The organism is Marivirga salinae (genome assembly GCF_030503855.1).
Classification (GTDB): Bacteria; Bacteroidota; Bacteroidia; order Cytophagales; family Cyclobacteriaceae; genus Marivirga; species Marivirga salinarum.
On the sequence record NZ_CP129971.1, the window covers coordinates 1,351,745 to 1,371,077 of the forward strand.

At 35.8% G+C, this 19,333-nt stretch carries 15 protein-coding genes; 7 read left to right on the forward strand and 8 right to left on the reverse strand.

Features of this window, described 5'->3' with window-relative positions:
• Positions 1-105 precede the first annotated feature (105 nt).
• The 3 genes from thrA to thrC all read left to right on the forward strand — a co-directional run bounded on the left by thrA (position 106) and on the right by thrC (position 5,318).
• Positions 106-2,562: a bifunctional aspartate kinase/homoserine dehydrogenase I gene (gene thrA / locus QYS49_RS05810; RefSeq protein WP_308350771.1), complete on the forward strand. Its 2,457-nt coding sequence runs from the start codon at positions 106-108 to the stop codon at positions 2,560-2,562.
• A gap of 549 nt (positions 2,563-3,111) precedes the next feature.
• Entirely contained in the window at positions 3,112-4,044 is a 933-nt protein-coding gene (locus QYS49_RS05815) for a homoserine kinase (RefSeq protein ID WP_308350772.1), read from the forward strand.
• A complete protein-coding gene (gene thrC, locus QYS49_RS05820; protein ID WP_308350773.1) occupies positions 4,041-5,318 on the forward strand; it encodes a threonine synthase in 1,278 nt (425 codons plus the stop codon). The genes QYS49_RS05815 and thrC overlap by 4 nt, the downstream gene beginning before the upstream one ends.
• A gap of 82 nt (positions 5,319-5,400) precedes the next feature.
• On the opposite strand, the gene rny is transcribed toward thrC, so the two are convergent.
• The 8 genes from rny to QYS49_RS05860 form a co-directional block, all read right to left on the reverse strand.
• Positions 5,401-6,963, reverse strand: coding sequence for a ribonuclease Y (gene rny / locus QYS49_RS05825; RefSeq protein ID WP_308350774.1), 1,563 nt, complete (start codon positions 6,961-6,963; stop codon positions 5,401-5,403).
• Between the two features lie 145 nt (positions 6,964-7,108).
• Positions 7,109-7,393: a cell division protein ZapA gene (locus QYS49_RS05830; protein ID WP_308350775.1), complete on the reverse strand. Its 285-nt coding sequence runs from the start codon at positions 7,391-7,393 to the stop codon at positions 7,109-7,111.
• Between the two features lie 14 nt (positions 7,394-7,407).
• Entirely contained in the window at positions 7,408-7,704 is a 297-nt protein-coding gene (locus QYS49_RS05835) for a hypothetical protein (RefSeq protein ID WP_308350776.1), read from the reverse strand.
• Position 7,705: 1 nt separating this feature from the next.
• Complete coding sequence (pheT, locus tag QYS49_RS05840) at positions 7,706-10,123, reverse strand: phenylalanine--tRNA ligase subunit beta (RefSeq protein WP_308350777.1); 2,418 nt, start codon at positions 10,121-10,123, stop codon at positions 7,706-7,708.
• 364 nt (positions 10,124-10,487) lie between these two features.
• The gene (locus QYS49_RS05845; RefSeq protein ID WP_308350778.1) at positions 10,488-11,105 is read right to left on the reverse strand and encodes a DUF1684 domain-containing protein; all 618 of its coding nucleotides are present in this window, start codon (positions 11,103-11,105) and stop codon (positions 10,488-10,490) included.
• A gap of 105 nt (positions 11,106-11,210) precedes the next feature.
• The gene (rseP, locus tag QYS49_RS05850; RefSeq protein ID WP_308350779.1) at positions 11,211-12,527 is read right to left on the reverse strand and encodes an RIP metalloprotease RseP; all 1,317 of its coding nucleotides are present in this window, start codon (positions 12,525-12,527) and stop codon (positions 11,211-11,213) included.
• Positions 12,527-13,684 carry a 1-deoxy-D-xylulose-5-phosphate reductoisomerase gene (locus tag QYS49_RS05855; RefSeq protein ID WP_308350780.1) on the reverse strand — a complete coding sequence of 386 codons (1,158 nt, stop codon included), beginning with the start codon at positions 13,682-13,684 and terminating at the stop codon, positions 12,527-12,529. Before QYS49_RS05855 ends, rseP begins: the two co-directional genes overlap by 1 nt.
• A 23-nt stretch (positions 13,685-13,707) precedes the next feature.
• Positions 13,708-15,204 (reverse strand): GH3 auxin-responsive promoter family protein, encoded by a 1,497-nt coding sequence (locus QYS49_RS05860; protein WP_308350781.1) that lies wholly within the window; start codon positions 15,202-15,204, stop codon positions 13,708-13,710.
• A gap of 87 nt (positions 15,205-15,291) precedes the next feature.
• On the opposite strand from QYS49_RS05860, the gene QYS49_RS05865 reads away from it, so the two are divergent.
• From QYS49_RS05865 to QYS49_RS05880, 4 genes are all read left to right on the forward strand, one after another.
• The gene (locus QYS49_RS05865) at positions 15,292-15,426 is read left to right on the forward strand and encodes a hypothetical protein (RefSeq protein WP_308350782.1); all 135 of its coding nucleotides are present in this window, start codon (positions 15,292-15,294) and stop codon (positions 15,424-15,426) included.
• A 406-nt stretch (positions 15,427-15,832) separates the two neighbouring features.
• Positions 15,833-17,617, forward strand: coding sequence for a translation elongation factor 4 (gene lepA, locus QYS49_RS05870; protein ID WP_308350783.1), 1,785 nt, complete (start codon positions 15,833-15,835; stop codon positions 17,615-17,617).
• 39 nt (positions 17,618-17,656) lie between these two features.
• Positions 17,657-18,553 (forward strand): bifunctional 5,10-methylenetetrahydrofolate dehydrogenase/5,10-methenyltetrahydrofolate cyclohydrolase, encoded by an 897-nt coding sequence (locus QYS49_RS05875; RefSeq protein ID WP_308350784.1) that lies wholly within the window; start codon positions 17,657-17,659, stop codon positions 18,551-18,553.
• On the forward strand, positions 18,534-19,157 hold the full coding sequence (locus tag QYS49_RS05880) for a 7-carboxy-7-deazaguanine synthase QueE (protein ID WP_308350785.1): 624 nt from the start codon (positions 18,534-18,536) through the stop codon (positions 19,155-19,157). The genes QYS49_RS05875 and QYS49_RS05880 overlap by 20 nt, the downstream gene beginning before the upstream one ends.
• Positions 19,158-19,333 lie beyond the last annotated feature (176 nt).

The following is a 19,333-nucleotide window of genomic DNA, read 5'->3' on the forward strand; positions in this document are numbered from 1 at the left end:
AGACAATAGCAATCACGAGCTTCCTAGCTCGTGCTCGTTTTATCTTTTTCAAAGTTTAGAAATTTGGAAAAGATGGTTCAAGAAAACATCATAAAAAATAGAATAATGAAAGTATTAAAATTTGGAGGTACTTCCCTAGGAAGCCCTGATAATATAAAGAAAGTAAAAGCCATAGTGACTGAAAAGTCTAAAAATAGCCGAGTAGTTGTAGTTGCCTCTGCTTTTAGTGGTGTAACCAATCAATTACAAGAATGCAGTCACTTAGCAGAAAAAGGAGATGATCAATATAAAACTGAATTAGATAAATTAATCAATCGTCATCTTGAAGCAGTCCAGAGTTTATTGGGTGCTAAAAGCCAAAGTCCATTAATGGCTAAGGTTCGGCTTGTGCTTAATGAAATAGAAGACATTCTGAAAGGAGTCTTTTTAATACACGAGTTATCCATTAAAACCCTAGATAGAATTCTAGGTTCAGGAGAAGTTTTGTCGGCTCTGATTATCAATGAATTTTTCCTTCAAGAGGGAATGAAAAGCAATCTGCTAGATCCCCAAGATTTCATTATAACAGATAGTGAGTTCGGAAAGGCAAATGTAGATATGCCATTAACCGAAAAGAAAATATCTTCCTATTTTCAGCATCAAGAAGCAGAAGTTTTAGTTTGTCCTGGTTTTGTAAGTAAAGATTTACAGGGTAATAATACTACCTTAGGCAGAGGAGGTTCAGATTATACCGCAGCTTTGATAGCCGCAGCATTGGATGCTCCTGAATTAGAAATCTGGACAGATGTCAATGGAATGATGACCGCCAATCCAAAATATGTAAAACAGGCTTTTGCCATTCCTCAGATTAATTATGAGGAAGCAATGGAATTGACTCATTTCGGTGCAAAAGTGCTGTACCCGCCATCAGTACATCCAGTTTATAAAAAGGGAATTCCGATTTATATCAAAAACACTTTCGAGCCTGAAGCTGAGGGTACCAAAATTCATAAATTTCCTGAAGCGGATTCACAATCTATAAAAGGTATATCTTGCATTGAAAACATTGCCCTTTTCAATTTATCAGGAAGCAGTATGGTAGGAATCCCCTATTTTTCACATCGATTATTTGAAGCATTGGCGCAAGCTAAGGTTAGTGTAATTTTAATTACACAGGCTTCTTCGGAGCATAGCATTTGTGTAGCCATAGATTTAGAAGATGTTAAAAGAGCTAAATTGGCTATAGAAAAGGCTTTTTCTTTTGAATTTAAACAAGAAATGCTTGACCCACTTTTTATTGAAACAGATCTGGCAATTGTCGCTTTGGTAAGTTCTCAGTTAAAAAACCAAATAGGACTTAGCGGAAAAATGTTTAGTGTACTAGGTCAAAATGGAATCAATATTAAGGCCATTGCCCAGGGCTCATCAGAGAAAAATATTTCTGCCGTGATCGATAAAAAGCAAATCAAAAAAGCATTAAATACTTTACATGAAAGCTTCTTTCTTTCAGATCTTAAAAGAGTGAATTTATTTATTGTAGGAACTGGAAATGTAGGAAAAACCTTGATTGACCAGCTTAATCAACAATCAGATTATTTAAAAGATCATAGTCAGATAGATTTAAGAATTAGCGGTATTGCTAATTCCCGTAAAATGCTTTTTGACTTGAACGGTATTCCTTTTGAAAATGCTGTGAATACTTTATTGGAAAAAGGACAGAAAATGAATTTAGAGCAATTTCTTGAGGATATGAAAGATTTAAATCTAAGAAATAGTATTTTCATTGATAATACTGCACATGAAGTAGTGGCCAATACCTATTCAGATGTTTTAGCTAGTAGTATTTCTGTGGTAACGCCCAATAAAATTGCTTGTACAGGGAAATATGATGATTATAAAAATCTTAAGAATTTAGCTTTAAGATATAGAAGTCATTTCCGATTTGAGACTAATGTAGGTGCAGGATTACCTGTTATCAACACGCTGGATGATTTAATTAAAAGTGGAGATGAAATTTTGGGAATCCAGGCTGTATTATCAGGTAGCTTGAATTTTATTTTCAATAATTACACTGGTGAAGGCGATTCTTTTGCGGAAGTGGTAAAACAAGCGCAAGAGGAAGGTTATACAGAACCTGATCCAAGGATAGATTTGAGTGGGGTAGATGTAAAAAGGAAAATATTAATCCTGTTGAGAGAAAGTGGATTTGAAATGGAATTAGATGATATTGATACCATTCCTTTTATTCCGGAAAAATGCATGCAAGCAGAAAATGTTGAGCAATTCTTTGAATCTATAGCTCAAGAAGAAGCTCATTTTAAGAAATTGGTGGAGGAAGCCAATGCAGAAGGTAAGAAGTTGAAATATGTTGCCACATTTGAGAATGGAAAAGCGAATACAGGCTTAGAAAAAATAGCTTCAGATCGTCCATTGTATAATTTAGAGGGAAAGGATAATATTGTTTTATTTAATACCAAAAGATATCCCGAACAGCCTCTGGTGATTAAAGGAGCAGGAGCCGGGGCAGCAGTAACGGCTTCAGGTATATTTGGTGATATAATTAGAATAGCGAATGCACTATAGAGCAGTTGACAGTAGACAATGAACAATTGGCAAAATGGGCCTGCTACTTCGGTCTGACGGTTGGAACCGTCTGACCGATAAAGACAGAAGCTGTATCCATGATCTGTGGCTCACAGAAGTGCTGGTGCGAGCTCAATGTCGTTAAGTTAAGGATTTTATTATTTCTCGGGAATGTGTTTTTTACTCATGCTTGATATCGCAGTTTAATAGTTTCTTAATAGAGAATTAATAAAATCCGCCAGAGGCGGTAGTAGTATCCACTAGCCGGAGGCTAGCGGAAGGAAATTATTTTTCTACCGCCATCCTCTAGATGGTGATGATTACTAGCGTCTCTGGCGCTGGATAATAAGACTGTAAAAGTTTCTTTGTATCCAATTATTCAATAAATGTTTCTAGCTTTTTTTAATAGCAATTTGTATTCGTTTTTGAAGTCTCATACTGGTATAAAAGTATTAACCTAGAGCAGTATCTCTTAAATTAACGACATTGGGTGCGAGCTTTCCATCTCGTTCCTTCTTACTCAATAAAAACATTAAAGAAGTTAAAAAAATGAAAAAGATAAAAGTATTTGCTCCTGCTACCATCGCAAATGTGGGTCCTGGATATGATATTCTAGGCTTAGCATTGGAAGGTGTAGGAGAGCATTTGGAAATAGAATTATTGGATTCAAATGACATTATTATTCATCCCATTCCAGGTTATCCAGATTTACCTTTAGGTCCAGATGAAAATATAGCAGGAATTGTAGCCAATGCTATGCTTAATCAGTTAGGCAGAAAGCAAGGGTTAAGCATTAAAATCCAAAAAGCAGTAAAACCAGGAAGTGGATTAGGCTCAAGTGGTTGCACAGCTGCTGCCACTGCTTTTGCACTCAATGAATTATTGGATAGTGTTTTTACGCCACTTGAACTGGTAGAATTTGCGATGTTAGGTGAAAAGGCTACTTCTGGTAAAGCGCACGCAGATAATGTAGCGGCTTCATTAATGGGTGGTTTTTGTATTATAAAAAGTTATCACCCTCTGGAGATTTTAAGTATTCCTTTTCCAAAGGATTTGCGAATAGTGGTTGCTCATCCACAAATTGAAGTGAAAACAGCGGATTCAAAGAAAATTTTGAAGAAGGAAATGGCTATTTCGGATGTAATTACTCAAATGGGAAATATTGCTGCCCTGATCAGTGGATTGACGACTTCCAATTTAGAATGGATAAAATCTGGAATGAATGATTTGATTGCTGAGCCTATTCGTTCTTACTTAATTCCTGGATTTGGTCAAGCAAAAACTTTGGCACTAGAAAATGGTGCATTAGGATGTAGTATTTCGGGTTCAGGGCCATCAATTTTTGCTTTTTGTGAAAATGAGAATCAAGCACAAGTAGTAGGGGATAAATGGAAGCAATTTTATGCTGATTTAGAAATTGATTCCAAGATTTACTTATCTAAAATTAATCCTAAAGGAACTCACTTAATAGAAGCCTCATGAACTATTACAGTACTAAAAATAAAGATATAAGTAAGAGCTTTAGAGAAGCTGTTATAGAAGGTTTGCCAGCGGACAATGGATTATTTATGCCTGAATATATCCCTCAATTACCTAAAGATTATTTTGAGACTATACAGGATAAGAATATTCAAGAAATTGCTTTTGATATTTTAAAACCATTTGTGGAAGATGATCTAAATGAGGAACAATTAAGGAAAATCATTATAAAAACCTTTTCCTTTGATTTTCCACTTCAAAAAATCAATGGCAATAATTATGCGTTGGAATTATTCCATGGTCCAAGCTATGCTTTTAAAGATGTGGGCGCTACATTTTTGGCTTTGTGTCTGGAAGAGTTTTATAAAGAAGAGCAAGAAGAGTGTACGATTTTGGTTGCTACTTCAGGCGATACGGGAGGGGCAGTAGCGGCAGCTTTTTCAAAAGTCAAAAATATAGAAGTGGTTATATTATATCCTTCAGGGAAAGTAAGCGAGCTTCAAGAGAAGCAATTAACAACTTTTGATCAAAATGTAAAAGCACTAGAAATAGATGGGAATTTTGATGATTGTCAGCAACTAGTGAAACAAGCATTTCTGGATGCTGATTTGAGAAAGCACTTGAATATAAGCTCAGCAAATTCAATTAATGTGGCTCGTTTTTTACCACAAATGGTCTATTACTTTGCTCCTTTTATTGAATTTGGCAATGAACCCTTAACGATTGCAGTACCTAGCGGAAACTATGGTAACCTAACCGCAGGCTTGATTGCACAAGAAATGGGGTTGCCAGTAAAACAATTTATTACTGGGGCAAATAGTAATGATGTTGTCCCAAGGTTTTTAAATAGTGGAAAATATCAGCCCAAGCCTACTATCCAAACCATTTCCAATGCGATGGATGTGGGAAATCCGAGCAACTTCCAGCGGATGATGGATTTATTCTCAGAGAATAAAATCAAAGAAAAAGTAAAAGGATATGCCTTTTCAGATGAAGCTACATTGGAAGTTATGAAAAAAGTAAATTCAGAAAATGACTATTTATTAGATCCTCATGGAGCAGTAGGCTATTTGTCATTAACTGAATATATGAAAACTTCAGAAGGGATAGGTGTTTTCCTAGAAACTGCCCATCCTTGCAAATTTATGGATGTGGTCAAGAAAGTTACTGATAAAAATATTTTGCCTGATTCAGCTCAAGCTTTAATGCAGAAAGAAAAGAAGAGTGTAAAGATGGAGGTGGATTACGAGAGGTTTAAGGAGTTTTTGTTGCAGTAGGAAGGTATTCTATATTTTAAATCGCATAAAAAAGCCCTAATCATTTCTGAAAAGGGCTTTCTTTTTAAATATTTAAGTTTATTTACTTCGCATAAGAAACAGATCGCATTTCACGGATAACCGTTACTTTTATCTGTCCTGGATACTGCATGTCCTTCTCTATTTTTTGAGAAATATCAAATGACAATTGCCCAGCTTTTTGGTCAGATACATTTTCAGCATCTACCATCACTCGTAATTCACGACCAGCTTGGATAGCATAGCATTTGTTTACGCCATCAAAGTTCAAAGCAAGCTCTTCAAGCTCTTTTAGCCTTTTAATGTAACTATCCATGATTTCTCTCCTCGCGCCCGGTCTTGCGCCTGAAATAGCGTCACAAGCCTGTACAATAGGAGAGATTAACGTAGTCATTTCAATTTCATCGTGGTGAGCACCAATTGCATTTAAAACTTCAGGATGCTCCTTAAATTTCTTGGCGAACTCCATTCCTATAATCGCATGTGGTTGTTCCGGCTCTTCTGGCCAAACTTTTCCAATATCATGCAATAAACCAGCTCTTTTAGCCAATTTAGGATTCAATCCTAATTCTGATGCCATGGTAGCACACATATTGGCAACTTCTCTAGAGTGTTGCAATAAGTTCTGACCATAAGAAGAACGGAATCTCAATCGACCAACCATTTTGATTAGCTCAGGGTGAAGGCCATGAATTCCTAGATCGATCACAGTTCTTTCACCGATTTCGACTATTTCCTCATCTATATTTTTGGTAGTTTTATTTACGATTTCTTCAATTCTTGCAGGGTGAATTCTACCATCCTGCACTAATCTGTGTAAAGATAATCTTGCAATTTCACGTCTCACTGGATCAAAACCTGAAATGATAATAGCTTCTGGTGTATCATCCACTATGATTTCCACGCCAGTAGCTGCTTCTAAAGCACGGATATTTCTTCCTTCTCTACCGATGATTTTCCCTTTAATATCATCACTTTCAATATTGAAAATGGATACGCAGTTTTCTACCGCATGCTCAGTGGCGGTTCTTTGAATGGTGGAGATTACAATTTTCTTAGCCTCTTTTGTAGCTGAAAGCTTGGCTTCTTCCATGATATCCTTTATCAATGAAGATGCTTTGGTTTCAGCCTCATCTTTTAAGGTTTCAATTAATTGTTCACGAGCCTCATCCGCAGTTAAATTAGCAGCTTTCTCAAGAATATTAACTTGCTGTTCCTTTATCTTTTCAAGTTCTTCTTTGCGCTTTGCAATTACTTCTAATTGAGCGTTAAGATTCTCCTGTATTTTCTGTGTCTCGTTTTCTTTTCTTTTGAATTGCTCAATCTCTTTGGAAAAGTTTTGCTCTCTTTGTTTCAGCTTATTTTCATTAGCCGCCATTTGGGTTTTTCGTTGCCCAATCTCATCCTCAAAATCTGATTTCTTTTTAAGATAATGCTCTTTTGCTTCGAGCATTTTATCTTTCTTGATGTTCTCTGCATTTACTTCAGCTTCACGAACAATCAAAGCGGCTTTATCTTGCGCTTCTCTTTCTAGCTTGCTAAGTAGGCTTTTTTGAGCAATTTTGCTTAACAAAAAGCCCAAAAGCAGTCCCACTACCCCGGAAATGATTATGTATATAGTTCCCATTTTTATTTATTATTTAATGGGAAGCGGTGATATGAATATAGAACCAACACTTAATTACTGAAACGTTTGATTCTGATTGTCAGATAATTTCAAACGGCTCTCATTAATTGCCTAATAGGCTCTATTTAATTCTGAATGGAAGGTATTATATTGCTTGATTTATTAAATGTTCAATAGATTTTATTTTATTCAAAACCGATTCGTCATTGCTTTGTAAATTTTCTTCAACGCCAAATCTGTCAACTATAGCATCAAATGCCACCATTGAAAGTAAGTCCTGTTTGTCATCAATCCCGAATTTTTCTCTATAAGATTTCAATCGTTCATTGATTAATTTTCCGGCTCTTCTCACTCTTTCTTCTTCTTCCGCTTTCACTGTCATGGGATATTCCCTGTCAGCAATCTTAATCTTGATTGAAAGTTCTCTCATAAACCGGTTATTATCTATCTTGTTAAGTGCAATATGCACTTATCAATCTCTTTAATGTAATCGTCAATTTTACCCTTCATTTCAGAAGCCTCTGCCTCACTCTTCCCAATACTTCCTACAATTTTACTAATTTTATCTTGATTTTGAAAGTCGTTAATTTTCTCGTCTTTAGATTTTAAAACAGCTTTTAATTCTTCATTTTCTGCTTTTAAGCTTTTCAATTCATTCTTAGCATTTTGATATTCATTCAAAAGTAATTGAACTTTTCGCTCTAGGGCATTTAATTCGTTATGTGTAGCTGCCTGATTCATTTTATTTTCTGATTATTGCCCCAATTTCATTTTCGAAAGCCTTCATCAGTTTGTCCATTGTTTTATCTATAATCTTATCTGTCAATGTCTTTGTTTTGTCCTGCAAGGTGAAGGATAAAGCATAAGCTTTTTTTCCTTTCTCTATTTTGTCACCTTGATAAACATCAAAAACATCTATTTTACTGATTAAGTATTGTGCTTGTTTCAAGCTTATCTTTTTAATTTCATCATATGAAACATTGTCATCTATCACTAATGATAAATCCCTTTTTACTTCAGGGAATTTACTCACCGGCTCAAATTGGATGTTGACATTGACCATTTTCAATAGCGCTTCCCAATTGATGTTTGCATAGAAAACATCTTGCTTCAATCCGCTCAATTTCAGGGCTTTTTTACTTAATTTACCCAATTCAGCAACTACTTTTTGCTTGATTTTTAACTTCAAGCCATAGTCGAAGCAATCATCATGAAATTCTTCATTTTCAATACTTTCCGCATTAAATTTATTGAAAATTTTTAGAACTGCCGAATAGAGATCATGAAATTTTACAGATTCATTTTTTCGAATCCAATTTTCAGCTTCGGTTTTCCCCGTCAGGTAAATCCCAAGGCGCATTTCCTCCTTATATTTGGAATTTATTTTTTTGTAAACTTTTCCGAATTCATAGAATTTTATGTCGGTTTGTCTCCGATTAATGTTATATGCCAAAACATCTAAAGCTGTAAACATCAAATCCTGACGCATCACACCCAAATCTTCGCTCAGTTTATTCAGGATTTCTACATTTTCTTCCGAATTAAAACCATCCAATTGCTCACTAAAGATTGATTTGGTCAAAGAATTGGTCATGATTTCCTGAAAACCATTGGCAGTTAAGAGCAAACCAGCCTCTTTTCTCATTTTCACCGGGTCAACTTCAGGAAAACTTGCCATATAACTGCTAGAAAGCGTTTCTGGTAAATCGATGTTGTTAAAACCATAAATACGAATGATTTCTTCAATTACATCAGCTTCTCTGGTGACATCTACTCGATAAGGCGGAACAATCGCTTTGAAACCTGTTTCTGTTTTGTCAGTAGTTTCAATGTCCAATCGGTTGAGAATAGTATGAATTTCATTATGCTCCAATTTTTTCCCTATCAAGCGGTCGATGTTTTTGTATTTCATCATTACCTCTCGGTCTGGAATAGCAACAGGGTATTCATCTTGAATTTCACTGCTAATTTTTCCACCCGCTATTTCCTGAATCAGTAATGCAGCTCTTTTGAGGGCATAAACCGTAATATTTGGGTCTGTTCCTCTTTCATATCGAAAAGAGGCATCCGTTTTTAGTTGATGGTGCTGTGAAGTTTTTCTTACGCTATCAGCTGAGAAATAAGCAGATTCCAAAAATACTTTTGTGGTATCCTCTTTAACTCCAGAATCAATTCCGCCAAATACTCCAGCTATGCAAAGTGGATTTGAATCACCATCGCAAATCATTAAATCTTTAGCCGACAGTTTTCTTTCTTTTTCATCTAAAGTGATGAATTTACTTCCTTCAGCTAAATTTTTGACTTTAACCGTATTGCCTGAAATTTTATCAGCATTGAAAGCATGCAAAGGCTGACCTAATTCGTGCATTACGAAATTGGTCACATCCACCACATTATTAATAGGCTGTAAACCAATGCTTTTCAAAGCATTTTGCAACCAATCCGGGCTTGGAGCTACTTTAATTCCTGCAATGCTCAAGCCGCTATAGCGAGGACAAGCTTCTTTGTTTTCAACTTCAACTTTTATAGGTAGATCTTGATTATCCACCTTGAAATCTAGAATTGATGGAAATCTTACTTCTTCACCCGTAACAGCTTTTATGTCTCGAGCTGCACCGATATGTCCCATAGCATCGGCACGATTTGGCGTTAAGCCGATTTCATAAACAATGTCGGATTCAATATTGAAATATTCTGCTGCAGGTGTTCCATTAGGTTTATCAGTATCCAAAACCATAATGCCATCATGACTAGCGCCCATTCCGATTTCGTCCTCAGCACAAATCATTCCCATACTGACCTCACCACGGATTTTGGACTTCTTAATTTTGAAAGGCTCTTCAGGATTAGGGTAAAGAGTGGAATTCACCGTTGCTACCACCACTTTCTGTCCTGCAGCAACATTTGGCGCGCCACAAACAATTTGCACAGGCTCTTCCTCACCAATATCAACAGTAGTGATTTTTAATTTATCTGCATTCGGGTGTTTTTCGCAGGTTTTGACTTCACCTATCACCAAACCTTTCAATCCGCCTGGAACGGTTTCAATTTCTGCCATTCCTTCTACTTCCAATCCTGTGTTGGTCAAGGTTTCTGAAAGTTCCTCAGGAGATTGCGTAATATTTATATAGTTCTTTAACCAGTTTAAAGCGATCTTCATTTCTGTATTTTTATACTTCTCTATTAATAAATATGGATTCTAGAGGAGTCCATATTATTTTCCAAAAACAAAATTAAAGAAATGATTGATAAGGAGAATGATTAATTACGCTTATTCGTAATTTTTCCTTTTTTATTTACAGTCCCAATCTATGGAACACCCCCCTAAGCCCCCCTCAAGGGGGGAGTACGCTCAGATGTACTTTTGTTTTTTAATTTGATTCTGATTAGCCTACTATTTTTCTTTTTGGGAAACCTCAAATAAAAATAGTGATGAAAATTATGGTCTACTGCTAAATAAAATCCGTGAGGCTATCCCCTTGAGGGGATTATAGGGGTGTTATTGTAATACTGTATATCCTAGCTTATTCATAATTCTTTTCTCCAGCATTAATCGGAATAGAAATATTATTCTCTGGTGGAGGTACAGGACAGCTATAGCCATCAGTATAGGCGCAATAAGGATTATAGGCTTTATTGAAATCCAAAACGACTTGTTGTTGCCCTTTTTTATAATCGACTTCTAAATATCTTCCAGCTCCATAAGTTGTAATAGCAGAGGTTTCATCATAAAAAGAAAGGAAAAAATGTCCATCAACTGCAGATTGCAATAAAGTTAAGTCTTGATGAGATCCGACAATATCAAAATGTAAAATAGCGACTGCCTGATAAGTTTTTACTTTATCATCACTAGTCCTCAAGTCATAAACTTTACCATCTTCAAGTGCTTCAACCGAGGCTTTTACTTTAAAACTTTCATCTATATCGAAATAATTTAAGCCTTTGAAATCTACACTTTGTTCAACAAAAGGTGATTTTTCATTTGTACGCATGAAACTATCTTTTTCATGGCGGAAAGTTTTTATTTCCTCAATGTAGTTGGTTTCCACTTCTGGGCTATCTCCAGTATTGAACAAACTAAAAACAGCAATCAAAATGACTGCTGCTATTACGATATAAGTTAAGACTTTAGTTGGTTTCATGTGATTAATGTATTTTACTTAAAGGTCACATGGAATCTTTGATTAATAATTCTTCTTTGCTTAAAATTAATTTCAAAGAAGAATTATTAATATCGATTTCATTTTTTAGAAAATCACTTTCCAGATGTCATTGAATATGGCAAATGCCATTAAACTTAATAATAAGACCATACCCACTTTCTGCGCATTTTCAAGGAATTTATCAGATGGTTTTCTACCTGAGATAATCTCATAACTTAAGAACACAACATGTCCACCATCCAGTGCAGGAATTGGTAAGAAGTTCATAAAAGCCAATACCATGGAAAGTAGTCCTGTAATTCCCCAGAATTTTTGCCATACCCATTCGCCTCCAAAAATTTGAGCGATTCCAATTGGTCCAGATAATGATTCAGAAGCCGAAACCTCTCCTCTAAAAATCTTACCAAATCCTTTAATGTTTAACCAGATTACATTGAAAGCTTTAGCTGTTCCTGTTGGGATTGATTCTGCAAAAGTGAATTCTTCATGTTCCAATTCAACTTTCATTTTAGGCATGAAACCTAAAAGTCCGTCATCTCCTACTTTAGCTTGAAGATTTTCAATCTTTTCATTTCTTTTTACTGTCAAGCGTATTTCTTCGCCTTTATTACTATCCAATTTCTCTTTAAAGAATTGGAAATATTTTACTTCATCCCCATTTACCGCAATTATTTTATCACCAGGCATTAAACCTGCCATATCTGCATTGCTTTGCGGTTGAATATTATCAACCTCAAATTCATATAAAGGTTGAATAAAGGCAACTCTTTGATTGTCCTCAGAGATTCTTTCAATCATATCATTTGGAATAGGAATCACTACCTCTTTACCATCTCTTAAAACAGTATAATAGCTGTCAGATTCCAACAATACATCTGAGCTTGTTATGTCGCTTACTTTTTCGTAATCTTTTCCATTTACATTCAGAATAATGTCTCCAGTTTGTAAGCCAATTTCTTTGGCTGGCTCATAGGCATAAATCCCGTTTTCTGCTATGTTATCTTTAGATTCGTAAGTTTCGCCATAGCCATATTGAAGAAATATAAAAATGATGATACCTGTGATAACGTTCACGATAATACCGCCCATCATCACAATCAATCTTTGCCAAGCTGGTTTTGCCCTGAATTCATAAGGCTCAGGCTCCTTGTCCATGTTTTTAGTATCCAAAGATTCATCAATCATCCCTGAAATCTTCACAAAACCACCCAAAGGAATGGCGCTTAATGCGTATTCTGTTTCACCGTATTTGAAACTAAAAATTTTAGGAGGGAAGCCAATTGAAAATTGTTCCACTCTCATACCAAAAGCTTTGGCTGCCAAAAGGTGGCCAAACTCGTGCAATCCTACCAAAATAGATAAGCCCAATATTAATTGGGCGATCATAATAACTGTTTCCATTAATTTATTAACTCTAAAGCTTTAATTCTAGTTTCTTTATCAGTTGAAATATAATCTTCCAAACTAGGGGTTTTAATAAAATGTACTTTATCAAGGCAATTTCCAATCACTTCTGACATTCCTAAAAAGGAAATTTTATCTTCAAGAAAAGCCGAAACTACTACTTCGTTTGCTGCATTCAAAATACAAGCTGCATTTCCTGCTCTACCAAGCGCGTGGAATGCTAAGGCTAAATTACGGAAGGTATCGCTATCGGGTTGTTCAAATGTGAGCTGCGGATAATCCATAAAATTAAAGCGAGGAAAATCAGCCTTCAAACGGTCAGGATAGCTTAAAGCATACATAATCGGCACCCGCATATCAGGAAGCCCCATTTGCGCTTTAATCGAGCTGTCTTCAAACTGCACCATACTGTGGATGATGGATTGTGGATGCACCACTACATCAACCTGGTCCTCCCTAAGATTGAATAACCATTTGGCTTCAATCACTTCCAAACCTTTATTCATTAAACTGGCAGAATCAATGGTGATTTTGGCACCCATATCCCAGTTGGGATGTTTTAAGGCTTGTTCTTTTTTAACTGATTCTAAAAATTTTCTGTTTCTACCTCTGAAAGGACCGCCTGAAGCAGTTAGAATTATTTTTTCAATTGGATTGTGGAATTCTCCCACCAGGCACTGAAAAATAGCCGAATGTTCAGAATCAACGGGGTAAATATTCACTCCCTTTTCTTGGGCCAATGAGGTAACTAATTCTCCTGCAACTACTAAAGTTTCTTTATTGGCCAAAGCGATATGTTTACCTGCCTCTATGGCTTTAATAGTGGGTACTAAACCAGCATAACCAACTAATGCAGTCAAAACAACATCTATGGTGTCCATTTGCACCACACTGGCTAAAGATTTCTCTCCTGAATATACTTTTATGCCGAGAGGGTCTAATACATTGAAAGCTTTGTCATATAAAACTTCATTTCCAATTACTACTGCATTAGGTCTAAATTCAATGGATTGTTGTATGAGCAAATCTACATTGCTTTGTGCTGTCAATACTTCAACTTGAAAATTATCAGGGTGTGATTTGATAACCTCTAAAGCTTGAGTTCCAATGGAACCTGTAGAGCCTAAGATGGCTATCGATTTTTTATTAGACATAAGTCAATTAATATAATTAAATTTTAATGTGTATATTTCTCCATAGCTTCCGCTATTTTTCTGTCGTTTGAAAGGCGAGGTACTTTGTTTTGTCCTCCCAACTTTCCTTCTGACCTCATATAATTTATGAAAGAGGCTTTTTTGAGTGTTCTAATTTTTAAAGTTCTCAATATGTTGCCCGTAATTAGGTCATCATAGTAACTATTTCTTTTTCTTAAATTAATATCCAATTCTTGAGAAAATGCTTCCAAGTCAATCGGTGGATTGTCAAATTCCACAAACCATTCGTGGTGAGGTAGTCCATCCTTTGGAGTTACTTGAGGCGCAACTGTAAATTCTGTGATTTTCACATTTTCAAATTTCTCACAGGTTGCTTTCATTGCATTTTCCACTTCTTCTCCAATCACATGCTCCCCAAAAGCAGAAATAAAATGCTTTATCCTTCCAGAAACTACCACTCTGTATGGATTCATGGAAACAAATTTCACGGTATCTCCAATTGAATAGCCCCATAATCCTGCATTGCTGTTGATGATCAAAGCATAATTTTTATCCATTTCCACTTGATCAATCATCAATCTGGTTGGATTTTCATCAAAATATTCTTCAGCAGGTATAAACTCAAAAAATATTCCACTGTTTAATAAAAGCAACAATCCATCTTCTTTCTGAGAATCTTGATAGGCGATAAAACCCTCCGAAGCGGGGTAGGTTTCGATTGAATCTACTTTTTTTCCAATGCTTTCGAAGAGCTTGTTTTTGTAAGGCTCAAAATTCACACCACCATAAACAAACATCTCAAAATTTGGAAAGATGTCTTTGATAGGTTTATTGACTCTTGCTTGAATTCTATCAAAATACATTTGCACCCAAGGTGGAATGCCTGAAATCAGACTCATGTCCTGATCTATTGTTTCATCAATTATCCGTTCTAACTTTTCTTCCCATTCTTCAATGCAATTGGTTTCAAAAGACGGAAGTTGATTAGTTCTCAAATAATTTGGAACATGATGATTGACAATCCCTGATAAACGACCTGTATTAATCCCTGCCTTTTGCTCTAAAGTTGGAGCTCCTGATAAGAAAATCAGTTTTCCATCCAGAAATTGAGATTTACCTGTTTCGTGAATATAGCTTAAAAGGGCATTTTTGGCACTATTAATATGGTTGGGAATCGAATCTTTTGTGATGGGGATGTATTTTGTTCCCGAAGTGGTACCACTAGTTTTGGCAAAATAAGCAGGTTTTCCTGGCCAAAGCACATCACTTTCTCCTTGCAAAATTTTATCTACATAAGGTTTTAGCGCCTCGTAATCCCGAATGGGCACTTGCTTTTGAAAATCTTCATAGGTTTGAATATTTTCAAATCCATGGTCTTTCCCAAAAGCAGTGTTTTTTGCTTTAAAGATGATGTTCTTGAAAATCTTAACTTGAGACAGAGCTGGTTGAGCCGCCCATTTTTTTTGTTGGTTGACTACAATAGCCGCCAAAGGTTTACTTAGTACTGCACGTATTCCCATAAGCCCAAAATTAAGAAAATTATTAGGAACCCTTTTTGATTCTAATGGCTTTTATATAATAATTGAAATTATTAATGATTCCTTATTATGGAAACTTCAATAACCTCAGCTTTCTTAAGCTTGTCGGAAACAGGTAAAAAGAAAGTTTTAGATTTGATAGAACAACTTAAATCAGAACAAAGAAATAAAGGAAGAAAAGAAGAAGAGCTTTTAGATTATTAAAAGGGAGAATCCATATAAAAGATAATTTTGATGACCCGATTGAAGAATTTAAGGATTATTATGTAGGATTAATTGTCATAGAAATAAATGAACAGCCTTTCCTGAGTTCCATCGGAACGGCCTTATGGTAACCTCAAAAAATAATAGAATGAGTAAGTTCCGTAGGAACGACCTTACCTTAAAATCATGATGGAAATACATAACCATCTGAACTAATTCACTTCTCATCTAATTCTCAATAAATTAGAATAACCTTATTATTATATCTCAGCCTTATTGCGTACTTTTGCACTTCGATTATCAAGATGAATGGTCTTCAACTTATCTAATGCACTTAATGTTGAGATCAACTAAAGAGGTTAATGATTTTTCTACCTAATCAGAATAATCGAGCAAAGTTATATAGATGAAGAATATTAGAAATTTTTGCATTATTGCACATATTGACCATGGTAAAAGTACCTTGGCAGACAGGCTGTTGGATTCAACCCAGACAGTGAATGATCGAGAGAAAATGGAGCAGTTGTTGGACAACATGGATTTAGAGCGTGAGCGAGGCATCACTATCAAATCGCATGCAATCCAAATGGATTATAAACTCAATGGAGAGGAATATATCTATAACCTTATTGACACTCCAGGTCATGTGGATTTTTCCTATGAGGTTTCTCGTTCCATTGCAGCTTGTGAGGGAGCTTTACTGATTGTAGATGCCGCTCAAGGAATTCAGGCACAAACTATTTCCAATTTATATTTAGCCATAGAGCATGATTTGGAAATCATACCAGTGCTTAATAAAATTGATTTACCAGGTGCCATGGTAGAGGAAGTCTCTGACCAAATTATTGAACTAATTGGTTGTAACAGAGAAGATATTCTTCATGCAAGTGCTAAAGAAGGAATTGGAATAACTGAAATTTTAGAGGCTGTTGCTCATAGAATTCCTGCTCCCAAGGGAGATCCAAAGGCACCTTTACAAGCGATGGTTTTTGATTCTGTTTTCAATCCTTACAGAGGAATTGAAGTCTACTTTAGGGTTTTCAATGGGGAAATTAATAAAGGGGATAAGATTAAATTTATCAATACTGGTAAAACTTATGAGGCAGATGAGATTGGGATTTTAAAACTAACCCAACAGCCAAGAAATACCATTAGTACAGGAAACGTAGGCTATTTAATCAGTGGGATTAAAGTAGCTAAAGAAGTAAAAGTGGGGGATACCATTACCCAAGTTGACAATCCGGGAACAGCAGTTCAAGGTTTTGAAAATGTAAAACCAATGGTTTATGCAGGTATTTACCCTGTTGAAACCTCTGATTTTGAAGAATTGAGAGCTTCAATGGAGAAACTTCAGTTAAATGATGCTTCATTAGTTTGGGAACCTGAAACTTCTGCAGCACTTGGTTTTGGTTTCAGATGCGGGTTCTTAGGAATGTTGCATATGGAAATCGTGCAGGAAAGATTGGAGCGTGAATTTGATATGACCGTGATTACCACTGTTCCTTCTGTGCAGTTTCATGCGTATAAGAAAGGTGGTGAAATGGTGAAAGTAAGTGCTCCATCAGAATTACCTGATTTAGGAGAAATCGACCATTTGGAAGAGCCATATATAAGAGCGCAAATTATCACAAAAGAAGATTTTGTGGGGCCTGTGATTTCTCTTTGTATGGATAAAAGAGGAGAGATTAAAAATCAGGTTTACTTAACGCAAAGTCGAGTTGAATTGACTTTCCATCTGCCTTTAGCGGAAATAGTATTTGATTTCTTCGATAAATTGAAAACAATTTCAAAAGGTTATGCTTCCTTAGATTATGAATTGGTAGGATATCATAGTAGTAATTTAGTAAAGCTTGATATTCTTTTAAACGGAGATAAAGTAGATGCGCTTTCAGCTATCGTTCACAGAGAGAAAGCTTATGAATGGGGTAAGAAATTGTGTGAAAAATTAAAAGAATTAATACCTAGACAACAATTTGAGATCGCAATTCAGGCAGCAATTGGAACTAAGGTGATTGCTAGAGAATCTGTGAAGGCTTTACGTAAAAACGTATTGGCTAAATGTTACGGTGGAGATATTTCCCGTAAGAGAAAGCTTTTAGAAAAGCAGAAAAAAGGAAAGAAAAGAATGCGTCAAGTAGGGAATGTTGAAATTCCACAGGAAGCATTTATGGCAGTTCTTAAATTAGACTGATCCACATATAGTAGTTAAACATCATATAAGCATAAAATCATGCCTATTTTATTAGATGGGAAGAAAATATCTTCTCAAATAAAAGAAGAATTAAAAGCAAAAGTTGAAGAATTAAAGAAAGAAGGGGGCAAAGTCCCACATCTTTCTGCAATTTTAGTAGGGACAGATGGTGCAAGCCAAACCTATGTGGAGGCTAAAGTTAAAGATTGCCAGGAAATTGGTTTTGAATCATCAAAATTGCTTTTTGATGATACCATTTCAGAAGCCGAACTTTTGCAAGAGGTAGATAAACTGAATAATGATGATAGAGTAGATGGATTCATCGTTCAGTTGCCATTGCCTAAACATATTGATGTTAATAAAGTGTTGAATGCCATCAAGCCAGAGAAAGATGTAGATGGTTTCCATCCGGTGAACTACGGAAGAATGGCTTCCAATTTGCCGGCTTATGTTCCAGCAACTCCTTTTGGGGTAATGGAATTAATCAAACGCTATGATATTCAAACAAAGGGTAAACATTGTGTGGTAGTTGGAAGAAGTCATATCGTGGGATCACCCGTTTCCATTTTAATGGGTAGTGCCAATTATCCGGGAGATGCAACAGTTACTTTGACACATCGCTTCACAGTAGATTTAGCAAAATACACCAAGCAAGCGGATATTTTGATTGTGGCGGTTGGAAAACCAGGTTTAATTACAGCCGATATGGTGAAAAATAATGTGGTAGTGATAGATGTAGGGACAACTAGAGTTTCTGATTCAAGTAAAAAATTTGGATTTTCTTTAAAAGGAGATGTTCTTTTCGATGAGGTTTCCAAAAAAGCTACACATATTACTCCAGTTCCTGGTGGAGTTGGGCCTATGACTAGAGCTGGCTTATTAATGAATACATGGTTAGCAGCTCAAAAAGAAATTTATGGAAAAGAACTCGTTTGATCCAAGCGTTGAGCTTCCGATAATGGAGGCTTTTTATACTATTCAAGGAGAAGGTTTTCACAGTGGAAAAGCAGCATATTTTATTCGTTTAGGCGGATGTGATGTGGGTTGTGTTTGGTGTGATGTGAAAGATTCTTGGGATGCCGATAAATGGCCACTTAAGAATATAGATGATATCGTAGATGAGGCCTATCAATATGAATCTCGTTTAGCGGTTATTACTGGAGGTGAGCCTTTTATGTATGATATGCACGGGCTGACCAAGCGTTTATTGCAAAAAGGCTTTCATGTAAATGTAGAAACTTCAGGAGCCCACCCTTTTAGTGGAATGGTAGATTGGATTTGTCTATCACCAAAGAAATTTAAAGCTCCCTTAGACCATTGGTATGAAAGAGCAGATGAATTAAAAATCATTATCTTCAATAAATCAGATTTTAAATGGGCGGAGGAACATGCCGAAAAAGTTAGCTCTGATTGCAAGCTATTGATTCAACCCGAATGGAGTAAGCGTGAAGAAATGATGCCTCTGATTGTGGATTATGTAAAAGAAAATCCAAAATGGAGTATTTCTTTACAGACTCATAAATATTTACAAATCCCATAATACTTGAAATTATTGAAGATTTGCTTGCATTTGAGTCTCCACAAATGCATTTAGGAAAGCTTAGAACACTCTGCTATATCTACTTCACAAGTTACGCGAGCTTCTTAGCTCGCGCTTTAGAAGGTTTATAGCTTAATCCTCCAATTCCTTTTGAAATTCTCCCGTATCAACTAAAT

What these genes read in the sequence shown, in the direction of transcription:
- pheT (WP_308350777.1), bottom strand. Translation starts at nt 10,123, where the DNA reads ATGAAGATCGCTTTAAACTGGTTAAAGAACTATATAAATATTACGCAA.
- thrA (WP_308350771.1), top strand. Translation starts at nt 106, where the DNA reads ATGAAAGTATTAAAATTTGGAGGTACTTCCCTAGGAAGCCCTGATAAT.
- lepA (WP_308350783.1), top strand. Translation starts at nt 15,833, where the DNA reads ATGAAGAATATTAGAAATTTTTGCATTATTGCACATATTGACCATGGT.
- QYS49_RS05830 (WP_308350775.1), bottom strand. Translation starts at nt 7,393, where the DNA reads ATGAGAGAACTTTCAATCAAGATTAAGATTGCTGACAGGGAATATCCC.
- rny (WP_308350774.1), bottom strand. Translation starts at nt 6,963, where the DNA reads ATGGGAACTATATACATAATCATTTCCGGGGTAGTGGGACTGCTTTTG.
- QYS49_RS05835 (WP_308350776.1), bottom strand. Translation starts at nt 7,704, where the DNA reads ATGAATCAGGCAGCTACACATAACGAATTAAATGCCCTAGAGCGAAAA.
- QYS49_RS05845 (WP_308350778.1), bottom strand. Translation starts at nt 11,105, where the DNA reads ATGAAACCAACTAAAGTCTTAACTTATATCGTAATAGCAGCAGTCATT.
- QYS49_RS05875 (WP_308350784.1), top strand. Translation starts at nt 17,657, where the DNA reads ATGCCTATTTTATTAGATGGGAAGAAAATATCTTCTCAAATAAAAGAA.
- QYS49_RS05855 (WP_308350780.1), bottom strand. Translation starts at nt 13,684, where the DNA reads ATGTCTAATAAAAAATCGATAGCCATCTTAGGCTCTACAGGTTCCATT.
- QYS49_RS05815 (WP_308350772.1), top strand. Translation starts at nt 3,112, where the DNA reads ATGAAAAAGATAAAAGTATTTGCTCCTGCTACCATCGCAAATGTGGGT.
- QYS49_RS05865 (WP_308350782.1), top strand. Translation starts at nt 15,292, where the DNA reads ATGGAAACTTCAATAACCTCAGCTTTCTTAAGCTTGTCGGAAACAGGT.
- QYS49_RS05880 (WP_308350785.1), top strand. Translation starts at nt 18,534, where the DNA reads ATGGAAAAGAACTCGTTTGATCCAAGCGTTGAGCTTCCGATAATGGAG.
- thrC (WP_308350773.1), top strand. Translation starts at nt 4,041, where the DNA reads ATGAACTATTACAGTACTAAAAATAAAGATATAAGTAAGAGCTTTAGA.
- rseP (WP_308350779.1), bottom strand. Translation starts at nt 12,527, where the DNA reads ATGGAAACAGTTATTATGATCGCCCAATTAATATTGGGCTTATCTATT.
- QYS49_RS05860 (WP_308350781.1), bottom strand. Translation starts at nt 15,204, where the DNA reads ATGGGAATACGTGCAGTACTAAGTAAACCTTTGGCGGCTATTGTAGTC.